The 10,189-nt window shown below is 52.2% G+C and carries 7 protein-coding genes and 1 pseudogene; 2 read left to right on the forward strand and 6 right to left on the reverse strand.

The features are described 5' to 3' along the window. The coding region (locus BHE85_RS28350; RefSeq protein WP_371261907.1) for a hypothetical protein at positions 1–68 on the forward strand (68 nt) is incomplete at its 5' end. A gap of 304 nt (positions 69–372) precedes the next feature. Here the strand turns inward: BHE85_RS28350 and iutA are convergent. The 5 genes from iutA to iucA are packed head-to-tail and all read right to left on the reverse strand — an operon-like array spanning position 373 to position 8,322. Beyond that, entirely contained in the window at positions 373–2,568 is a 2,196-nt protein-coding gene (gene iutA / locus BHE85_RS05605; protein WP_001387241.1) for a ferric aerobactin receptor IutA, read from the reverse strand. Between the two features lie 5 nt (positions 2,569–2,573). Next, positions 2,574–3,911, reverse strand: coding sequence for an NADPH-dependent L-lysine N(6)-monooxygenase IucD (iucD, locus tag BHE85_RS05610; RefSeq protein ID WP_000750138.1), 1,338 nt, complete (start codon positions 3,909–3,911; stop codon positions 2,574–2,576). Further along, entirely contained in the window at positions 3,908–5,650 is a 1,743-nt protein-coding gene (gene iucC / locus BHE85_RS05615; protein WP_001015717.1) for an NIS family aerobactin synthetase IucC, read from the reverse strand. The genes iucD and iucC overlap by 4 nt, the downstream gene beginning before the upstream one ends. Beyond that, on the reverse strand, positions 5,650–6,597 hold the full coding sequence (iucB, locus tag BHE85_RS05620) for a N(6)-hydroxylysine O-acetyltransferase IucB (RefSeq protein WP_001287501.1): 948 nt from the start codon (positions 6,595–6,597) through the stop codon (positions 5,650–5,652). The genes iucC and iucB overlap by 1 nt, the downstream gene beginning before the upstream one ends. Further along, the gene (gene iucA, locus BHE85_RS05625) at positions 6,598–8,322 is read right to left on the reverse strand and encodes an aerobactin synthase IucA (RefSeq protein ID WP_001403387.1); all 1,725 of its coding nucleotides are present in this window, start codon (positions 8,320–8,322) and stop codon (positions 6,598–6,600) included. A 135-nt stretch (positions 8,323–8,457) separates the two neighbouring features. Here iucA and BHE85_RS05630 point away from each other — a divergent pair, with 135 nt between their 5' ends. After that, positions 8,458–9,651, forward strand: a complete 1,194-nt coding sequence (locus tag BHE85_RS05630) for an MFS transporter (protein WP_000074489.1) — start codon at positions 8,458–8,460, stop codon at positions 9,649–9,651. On the opposite strand, the pseudogene BHE85_RS27230 reads toward BHE85_RS05630, so the two are convergent. Next, a pseudogene (locus BHE85_RS27230) lies at positions 9,601–10,189 on the reverse strand (hypothetical protein); the annotation flags it as partial. The gene BHE85_RS05630 and the pseudogene BHE85_RS27230 overlap by 51 nt on opposite strands.

A 10,189-nucleotide genomic window follows, 5' to 3' on the forward strand; every position in this document is an offset into this window, starting at 1 on the left:
TGCCGGAATGGCCTTCCAACCGTGTTGACGAACTCCTGCCATGGAACGTAGCACTCACCAATAAATAAGCGTCAATACGGTGCTCCGTTGACGCTTACGCGCAGATCATCCTCTCAGGAATTTCAGGATCTGCCAGACGGTGCTGAGACGACGCTTACTTGTAAGGTTAGTTTTCAGACGGACAATGAAATGAGGATATGCGATAAATTTCAGTCAAAGATCCATAAAACAGAAATAATGTTATTCAGTGGTGAACAGTCCATTCCGGAGACGGAATATCTTGTTAAGGCTGTATATTATACTGGCTGTAAACAACATGGCCACCAAGGACCATGTTGTTTACAGCATACCCTTGTTGCAAAAGCATCCCCGTCAGAACAGCACTGAGTAGTTCAGACCAAAGGTTCGGCCCCGGCCTTTGTAGTCGTACAGTGAAGCAGGGCCGTAACCCGGGCTGTAGTACAGAGGTGCACGCTGTCCCCAGACAGTGGTATAGTCACGGTCGAAGAGGTTCTCAACGCTGAAGCTGAGTGTTCCCACCGGAAGCTGCCAACTACTGATAAAATCGACGGTAGTGTAACCATTAATATCGTTACCCTCTGCATCGCTTACGTCGAAAGAAGTGGTGCTCTGTACACGCAGACTCCACGGTTCCGGCGCCCAGTTAATGTAAGCTGTCGCTTTCGATGGACTTGATTCCTTCACGTCATATTTTTGCCATTGACCGTTCACTTTCGACTCGGTTTTCAGCACATTGAAGTTCACACCGGTACTCCAGTCAGTATCCGGGATCAGGTAGTCCACCGCACCTTCCACGCCGTAAATACGGCGCCTGTCGTCCTTCACACTGATGGTCAGATCTTTATTCCTTTCCACGCTCTTATTGGAAAGCGAGTAATATGCCGCGATTTGAGTCCGCAGGTTGTCACCGGTAAAGCGCCAGCCCAGTTCATAAGAATCGACTTTCACGCCTTCCAGCTTACTGTCGCTGACGTTCACGCTCTTTGTCAGGGAAAGATGGCCGTTCACTGCTGCACCATAGATGCCGCGACCATAATATTTCCCCGGATCCGGCAATGCCACCCCCTGGGAAAAATTGAACCATGCCTGCTGACGTTCGGTGATGTGCATCAGCAGACCAGCATTGAACAGAAAGTTATCGTAATCTACCGAACCACCAGGAATGGCGTCGGCAGATATCGCCTTCCCGGCAGCAATCTTCTGTTGCTGCGTGTAGTCGATGAAATCATCTACCCTGTTCTCAGTATACTGATAGCGTACGCCACCGCTAACGGTAAAAATATCATTAATGTCATAGCTGGATTGCAGGAAGGCCGCCAGATTGGTGATGTCATATGACGGATAGCGCCCGGTGGTGTAAATCTTATGGTTGTTCAGCCCTCCGGAAGCACTTGCCTGAGCCAGATCGAAGAACATCTGGTTGGAGGTAAAGCGCTCATGCTCAGCATCCAGCCCCCAGGTGATTTGCCAGCCGTCCATCAGTTGGCTGTTCAGAGTCAGTTTCATGCCGTACTGGTCGGTATCCTGCTGTGACGAGGAGAAAGCCGTCGCCTGTTTATTCGCATTTACCGTCGGGAACGGGTAGTACCGCAACGACTCATCGCGGTAGTAAACCTGACCGACCAGTTCCTGTCCCAGGAAATCACTGTCAGAGTACTGCAGGCTGATCAAATGCCGCTCAGTGCCGGGAATGCGGTCAGAATTCAGCCCCTTACTGACGTATGGTGTGCTGCTCCCGCTGATGGCGGAAAAGCCTTTCCCGAGATTAAGCCCGTAATTGTCGTCTCCCTGACTTTTATAGTACTGCGTTATCAGTTGAAGCTGCCGGGATTCATCGATGTTCAGCGTACCGGTTCCCATGATGTCCAGCCGATTGGAGTGCTGCAGGCCGGTCTGGGTGTTATCAAGCAGGGTGGCATCGCCGTTACCGTCAAACCAGCCGCCAAATTTCTGATATGCCACGGAAAGACGTCCGGAGATATGGTCATTTCCGCCGGAGACAGCACCGGCAATGCGCTCATCGTGATCTTTACTGCTGTTAAAGCCACTTTTTGTGCCAGCCTCAAACTCCATCATGGTTTCCGGCTGACCTTTTTTGGTCACGATGTTGATCAACCCTCCGGTACTCCCGCCACCGTACAGGGCCGTCGCGCCGGAGATCACTTCAATATGGTCGATATTAAAAGGATCGACAGAGTCCAGTTGTCGGCTGTCGGAACGTGAAGAGTTGAGGCGCACACCGTCAATCAGGACAACCAGCGGGCGGCCACGCATGTTCATACCGTAGTTGGTTCGACTCTGGCTGCTGACATCAAGGCCGGGGATTAACTGAGCCAGTGCGTCTTTCAGCTCTTTACCGCCCTGAATCTGCTGCTCCAGTTCGGCATTTTCGATAACCCAAGTGGTTTGCGCCATCTCCGCTACAGTTCGATTGCTGCGGCTGGCAGACACTATGATCTCATTATCATCATTTTGCTGGGCGACAGCTGGTGACAGCACGACAAGAAGCAGCGGACCAAGAGCCCGGGGCATATACTTTTTGCGCATCATCGTTATTCCTGAATATTTGCTGTATAGTGAGTTAAAGAAGCAGCCTCCGGCTGCGGTTTTTTCCGGCTGCCGCTGCGCCACTGAATCAGTGCGGGCGGCATACTGAGATCGAATAAATCACGCCCCAGTACGCGATTAAGAATACGTGCAGATCGCCAGGCCATCAGGCTGAGCTGGGGTTCGGCGATGCCATGAGTTTGCATGCTGGCGTTGACCGCAAAGATGTTATTTTCTTTCGGGCCACTCCATTCCAGAGTGAAGTCATCACGCACTTTAAAGGTGTTCTTATCGTGCATGGTGATCAAGGGCATCAGTGAGGGAAGTATTTGTGGCAATGCAGAACGGTAACCTGTGGCGAAAATCACCACATCACTTTCCAGGCTCTCTCTGCCCTGATCCAGATGATGTTCCATCAATAACCTCCAGCCCGGACCACTACTTTCCAGAGTTATTACCGAGCGACTGGGTAGCAGACGGATATTTCTTGGTTTTCTCAGAACTTCAAAACGGTGGTACAACTCACGATAAATGGTCAGTAAAGAATCGGCAGTGATGCCATCCGATGTCATTTTCTGCTCATCCAGTAACTGATGGCGAATATCTTCCTTCAGTCCGGAGAAGCCTGAAATATATTCAGGTGTAAAATACTCATCAGCAAAAGCAGCCTCATCCAGTGCGTTAAAATTATTACGCCGTGAGACCCAGTTTATTTCCGCCGCTTCTCCCCATTCCCCGCGTAATGCATTAAGGAACAGGTCTGCACCACTCTGTCCTCCACCAACCACGGTTATCCGTTTTCCACTCAGGTCCGGCCGACGAAGATTCATTTCACTGGCATGGAAACAGGATTGTGTCACATGCTTCACACAGGGTGGTAAATAAGGTTGTTTTCCTGTACCAAGGCAGATATTGCGGGCAAAATATTCTCCCCGACTGGTCTGAACCAGAAACAATCGACTTTTTTTGTCGAAATCAATATTTTCAACGGTATGACTGAAATACAGGTTATTCATATCTTCAGCAGCCCAGCGGAGATAGTCAGAAAACTCTTCACGGGATACTGTACGTAGCCTGCTTGTAAGGAAGCGATAGAACTTTTTGTGCTTCACCAGATAGTTAACAAAGCTGTAGGGATTTGTAGGTGCAACTGCACTGACCAGATCTTTCAGAAAGACGGTCTGCATATGACAATCCGGTACCAGCATACCCGGATGCCAGGAAAAATGAGGATGTTCGTCAAAGAAGAGACAGTTCAGTTCTTCGATCTGATGTGACAATGCAGCAATGCTGAGATTAAATGGCCCTGTCCCGACACCAATAAAATCGACACTTTTTTTCATGATTCATATTCCTGAGTTACCAGCCACAGCGGATTTTGCAGATTCTCAAGGTAATTCGGCAGCATGCGACTGCCGCCATCCAGGTCCGGCCAGGTCAGTTTTACCGGGTTCAGCACCACGCGAATGATTTGTGGCCTGAAGAGTGAGAAAAGCGCAAAACGCTCTGCCATTTGTGGATGTTTGTTCATGTAATCACTCAACACTGCTGCCAGCAGTTGATAAAATCGCCTTTCAGGTACGCCAAGACGAACCATCAGTGGCGAAATAAAACGCAGTACTGTCACGAAGTGACCCGTCTGCAAATCATGGATTAAGTAGTCCGCACTCAGACGGGATGTGGCATCACGCACCTCCTGAGGCAAAGAATCCATTTCGGGAAACGCTTCTTTCACCAGCCGCATATCGCCCTGGAAGTCTTTCAGCAGAACACGCTGTGGTACCCCCTCTTTCATGGCGAGCGTTATATTTTGTCCGTGTGCAATAAGCGCGACACCGTAGCGGCAAAGCAGGTGATACAGCGGAACCACAACCACCCGGAACAATTGCGTAAGCCAGGTTTCAGCGTCCAGTCCGGAGCGGTCGATATATGCGCCTGCCAGCGGCTGATTGTTTTCGTCGCACTCCATCAGTGTTGCCATCAGAACAGGACTTTCATCCGGTTTCAGCCAGCGGCACGGATTCTCCCGCCAGATAACACCAAGCATTTCCTGGTAGCGATAGGGAGCCCGGGCAAGCGCGGCATAGCCTTCATGGGACACATAGCCTGCCGCCGGTTCACCAAGGATCACTGCGCCGCTTTGCACCAGGGTGGCGTCGGTCGCAAAAACCTGTTGCAGCCAGCGTGAAGCCAGTGGTCCGGCAGCGATATATCTGCCAGGGATCCCCCGGTAGCATGAGGTGTTGTAGATGGTCAGCGGCAGCTTGATATCCAGCCCTCCCCGGCGGCTGGCGTTGGTCAGGGTACGCAGCGACTGCTGGGCGAGCCACTGGTCGCCAAACTCGCCGAGAGACACCATCCTGCCTTCGACAAAATCAGCGATGAAGTCTGTGGCGATTTTTTGCTGCCACTGCCACGGATGTACCGGCAGCGGTAGCCAGTTGTGATCCAGCCCGTTTTCCTGCCAGACCTGACTGAAGCGTGTAAACTCCTGCGGATCCATTGCGGCAGTCAACAACTGCTGAATATCCAGATCGTTATCGCAGCGCCAGATCATATGTTCACGTTTTACCGCCAGCCAGTGCAGTCTGAAGGTGTTGGTATACTCTGGCGCATATCGTTCCAGCGCCTCTTTGCCCCAGCCACGGCGACCTTTATTAAAAACGAATTTAGGATGACCGCTCAGCAGGCATTGCAGACGATCGGCATCAAGATTAATCAGGTCACTGGCACTCAGTCCGCGACGGGCCTTCAGCAGTTGCAGGTCGCCCAGTAGCGTGGCATACAAATCCTGCATATGCTCTGCAACAGTGGCATCACTCATTGACAGCACCGGCTTTAGCTGCATCAGCAGCGTCTGCGCCAGTACTGGTTCGTCCGTGCAGCGCAACGTTTGGGCATCAATCCACAGCCAGCCCCAGATACCACGTTCAGCGATGAAGCGCCATTGTGCTCCCGGCAGGTTAATGCAGTAGTGGTCATCGCCCTGAGATTCCGCGTGGAAAACCTGCTCATACTCCATCTCAGACAACATTTTTGCCACCAGCCGACGGTTAACAAAATCCCAGTCCTTGTGATTCATTACAGACCGACCTCCGTGAAGAAGTGATGACGATCCGCCATCACCATGCGCGAGCGCTTATGTGGGAAGTCGAACTCTTTAATTGTCCGGTATCCCGCAGGCTCAAGATGGCGGAACAGGCGCTGGTTATCGGTGCGTGGCTCCAGTACTGTGCGCTGCGTACGGGGCTCATCCAGCAGCAGGTAATGTGTCAGCCCGCGCAGCCAGCTTTGCACATAGTGGGCCCCGCGCCATTGCTGTTCACCAACCAGCAGATGCAGGCCACGGTCAAAGGGCTGCCACGAATAGTGACGACCAATGCGGTCTTCCGCCGCCCAGTAGATTTCGAAATAGCTGAATGGCCGATCGTCGAAGCACCCAATCAGCGGGAATGCATGTTTACCGGTGAGCTGGCGCTCCAGATAGGCGGTCTGTACCTCCAGTGAGCCACTTTGCTCCCAGAAATACTCAACGCGCGGATCATTCATCCAGCGGGTGAAACGTTCTGCATCAGAAACGGGATCGGCAATGCGGAAACTCAGCATCCTGCGAATACGTGGATCGTAACGGCGGTAAACCTCACCCTGTGGACGGGGTGGGCGCTGCGGGAAATAAATCTCACGCTCTGCATCAAAAACCATTTCACCGGAGGCCCGGTTTGCCGGTGAACTCAACCATAACGGTAACTGCCAGAAGGCAGTACGATGGATAATGTCGCTTTTTACCTGCCCAAAAAGCGTCAGCGCCTGTGGCTCCTCACGCCATTCGGCCCAGGGGAGAGCCACTGCTGACAGTTGTGGTGCGGCGATAAATATCTGATCCAGCGCATCGCACAGCCACCCTGTCGGCAGCTCCCCGGGACAGTGCAACACCGCGCTATTGTCCAGTCCCCAGCCAAGATTCAGGGGCTTGTCGAGTTTTTCACAGCGCAGTCCATATCTGCTGTGAATAATGTTTGCCTCAGACATTCAGACCTCCTGAGCCTGCAGCGGGTTAGCGAAATCGAAATAGATCACCGAAGGGTCAACAATGGTGTTCTCGTTATGATCGTTCAGATAACAGAAAAAGTTACCTTTTACGTTCCAGTACGGACTTTCCAGCACGTAGTTGAGACAGGTTTTATGAGTCACCTGATCACGCACTTCAGCCAGCGATGCTCGTACACGAGCCATCAGATTCGATTCGCTGTCCAGCCCGGCAGCCCCCAGCGCAGCGGTCACAGCAAAAGTGGAGTTAACCAGCAGGTAATAAGGGAAATAGCGCAGCAACTGCTCATGGGTGAAAATATTTTCCGCCTGCGCCTCGCCAATAGAATCGAGCCAGTCTGTCGCGTGAGGCATAAAAGCGCTGCCCTGACAGTCACGGTAAATAAATCCGACCGGCAGATCCCCAAGCATCTGGACAAGAATATTTTGCTGATGCGCCAGCAGCACCAGGCCGTAATCCGCTTCAGCCGTAAACAGCGGCTTTAGCACTTGCTGACAGTATGCATCGACCCATGCATGGGCGGCCTGTTGCACAGTGATACCGAGGCGATCGCTCAGGCGTTTTACCGCCGAAACCAGCAGCGAATCACCGCCATCAGGTGCGGCCTGAGTCAGGGAGACCAGTACGTTAGTCTGGCTTTTCGGCTGATCCACCAGCAGATTTTCACGCAGGGCAAACAGACTTTCCTGCATGATGTTGCCGTTAAGATCGAGCAGCCCGGCCCAGCCATCCTCCTGCATTACCCGGAAAGTCGGGAAGCGGACCTGTAGCATCTGCCAGCCGTCGGTTTGAGCCAGGCGTGCCAGGCGCATCCCACGCTTCACTTCTTTCACGGACAGAGTACGGATGGAGTTGGTCAGCCGTACGCTCAGGGAGAACTTGATCATATCGCGGCTGGTGGCACAGTAGAGGGAACGGGAAGAGGTGGTCGGCAGCCACGACGTGCCGGCCTCACCTAAGTCTTTAATCAGCCCTTTAGCAACAAGTGCCTGGCACCACCCCTGCTGCAAAAGATATTCCCCCTGCCACGGGTGCAACGGGAACAGCCATTGGTTGTCACTTAATTCGTTGAGTAACTGAGGCGCATTCTCTGCGGCAAATCGCGTCAGCCGCTGTTGAAGGTTGAGATGCAAACTTTCACCGGCGATTTGCGTTTTATCCACCGAAAACCACCGCAGTGGGAAGTGGGGTGCCATATCAGGCAGGTAGCGTTCAGCCTCCCGCCGGTTAAACGGTTCATGAGACTTAGGCGCAGGGTGGAAAGCGTGTCCTGTCAGCAGCGCCTGCTCAGCCTCGCCAAAATTCAACGCTTTTTCACGCAGAGCGGCCCAGTCATGACGGGCATCAATTGCCTGTTGCGTATGGACATGGCTTTCCAGCACGCGCTGGTGGAAAGTTTCGCAGAGGGGAACGGGCAGAAACAGTTGATGGCGTAGCTTATCAATAATAAGCCGGGAGAGAGTGGTAAAGTCGACAGGATAACTGCCTGATGCCGTGACCAGACGTGCAGGAAATGCAAAGCGGTGATGCTGGGTTGGGGAGAAATAAGCCACTCTGAAATGGAGCGATTTCTGCTCATCCAGCGGGATGAGCAATTCGTCTGGCGGGTATTCTGTCAGTTTCCAGTCTGTGGTTTCACGAATCAGTGCATTCAGGAAGCACTGCGCAGCCACATCTGTGGCTGGTTTTTCAGAGGGCAGGGTCATAGTCAAACAGCTCCCACACAGTAAAATAATAACAATTATGTCGATAATGATTCTCATTATCAACAATAAATGTTATTGTCAGATAAATTAATTTTACAAATAAACACAATTAATACATGGAGTTGAAGCATTATAATGTCACCAGGGATCGAAGATACGCCCCAAAAAACACTGTCCTGCTGGCCACTTGCGTTCAGTGCCGGGCTTCTCGGTATCGGACAGAACGGTCTGCTGGTTGTGCTCCCTGTTCTGGTCATACAGACAAATCTGAGTCTGTCTGTATGGGCTGCCCTGCTGATGCTTGGCTCAATGCTGTTTCTGCCATCGTCCCCGTGGTGGGGAAAGCAAATTTCCCGTACTGGCAGTAAACCTGTGGTGTTGTGGGCTCTGGGAGGATATGGCATAAGCTTTACCCTGCTAGGGCTGGGAAGCGTGCTGATGGCTACCAGCGCCATAACAACAGCGGTGGGACTGGGAATATTAATCATCGCCCGGATCGCCTACGGGCTGACCGTGTCGGCAATGGTGCCAGCCTGTCAGGTCTGGGCATTGCAGAGAGCTGGAGAAGGGAATCGCATGGCCGCTCTGGCAACCATCAGCTCCGGCCTGAGTTGCGGCAGGCTATTCGGGCCGCTGTGCGCGGCAGCAATGCTGGCCATTCATCCTCTGGCGCCACTGGGGCTACTGATGGCAGCACCAGTGCTGGCGCTGCTGATGCTGCTGCGGTTGCCCGGCACACCACCACAGCCCACACCGGAGTGCAAGAGCGTCAGTCTGAAGCGGGATTGTCTGCCTTATCTGCTTTGCGCAATATTACTGGCTGCGGCGGTGAGCATGATGCAGCTTGGACTTTCGCCTGCCCTTACTCGCCAGTTCGTCACGGATACCACCGCCATTAGCCAACAGGTGGCCTGGCTGTTGGGTCTGTCCGCAGTAGCTGCGCTTATCGCGCAGTTCGGGGTAGTCCGTCCGCAGCGCCTGACTCCGGTGGCCCTGCTCCTGAGTGCCGGAGTGTTGATGAGTGGTGGTCTGGCTATCATGCTCTCCGAACAGCTATGGTTGTTTTACCCGGGCTGTGCAGTGCTGTCATTTGGAGCAGCTCTGGCAACACCCGCTTATCAACTTCTACTGAATGATAAGCTGGCTGATGGCGCAGGCGCGGGCTGGCTCGCTACCAGTCACACACTTGGCTATGGACTGTGCGCTTTGCTGGTGCCGCTGGTATCGAAAACAGGTGTCGCAATCGCGCTGATTATGGCAGCATTATTTGCAACTATATTATTTACCATTGTGTCTGTATTTATCTGGCATTACCGTACTATCAAATAAAGATATGATCATCACCTTACTGGAGTAAATCAGAGGATATGAGAGAGGACCTGCGTCTGATGAAAGCATGTCAGGCAGTGTTCTGGCTTGCTGCCCCCGCCCATCAGGTATAGTGAATTCAACCAGTTGCTGCGGTGTAATCTCCATGATTCTTTCGTGCAACAACCTATGATCCCGTTTACCATTAATATTCAGCGTTGCTCTGTTATTAAATTTCATTCTGACAAGCCAGTCAGCTTTTATTCCGGGAGTCTGCTCTGCGCGTTCAAACAGGTCATAAAAATCGCCTTCACGATCAGAAATTGACAATACATGGGTATCAGGGCATTGGCGAGCCAGTTCTGTTGCTTTATTATATCCTTCAACCCAACGCCAGGTTTCTTTTTCACTGACATGTTTTTTATGAAGTAGACTGGCCCCCTGAATCTCCAGACAACCAGTATCACTTAAATAAGTGATAGTCTTAATACTAGTTTTTAGACTAGTCATTGGAGTACAGATGATTGATGTCTTAGGGCCGGAGAAACGCAGACGGCGT

Origin of the sequence: Shigella sp. FC1567 (assembly GCF_001743015.1) — a bacterium.
GTDB lineage: Bacteria > Pseudomonadota > Gammaproteobacteria > Enterobacterales > Enterobacteriaceae > Escherichia > Escherichia coli.

What these genes read in the sequence shown, in the direction of transcription:
- iutA (WP_001387241.1), bottom strand. Translation starts at nt 2,568, where the DNA reads ATGCGCAAAAAGTATATGCCCCGGGCTCTTGGTCCGCTGCTTCTTGTC.
- iucD (WP_000750138.1), bottom strand. Translation starts at nt 3,911, where the DNA reads ATGAAAAAAAGTGTCGATTTTATTGGTGTCGGGACAGGGCCATTTAAT.
- iucC (WP_001015717.1), bottom strand. Translation starts at nt 5,650, where the DNA reads ATGAATCACAAGGACTGGGATTTTGTTAACCGTCGGCTGGTGGCAAAA.
- iucB (WP_001287501.1), bottom strand. Translation starts at nt 6,597, where the DNA reads ATGTCTGAGGCAAACATTATTCACAGCAGATATGGACTGCGCTGTGAA.
- iucA (WP_001403387.1), bottom strand. Translation starts at nt 8,322, where the DNA reads ATGACCCTGCCCTCTGAAAAACCAGCCACAGATGTGGCTGCGCAGTGC.
- BHE85_RS05630 (WP_000074489.1), top strand. Translation starts at nt 8,458, where the DNA reads ATGTCACCAGGGATCGAAGATACGCCCCAAAAAACACTGTCCTGCTGG.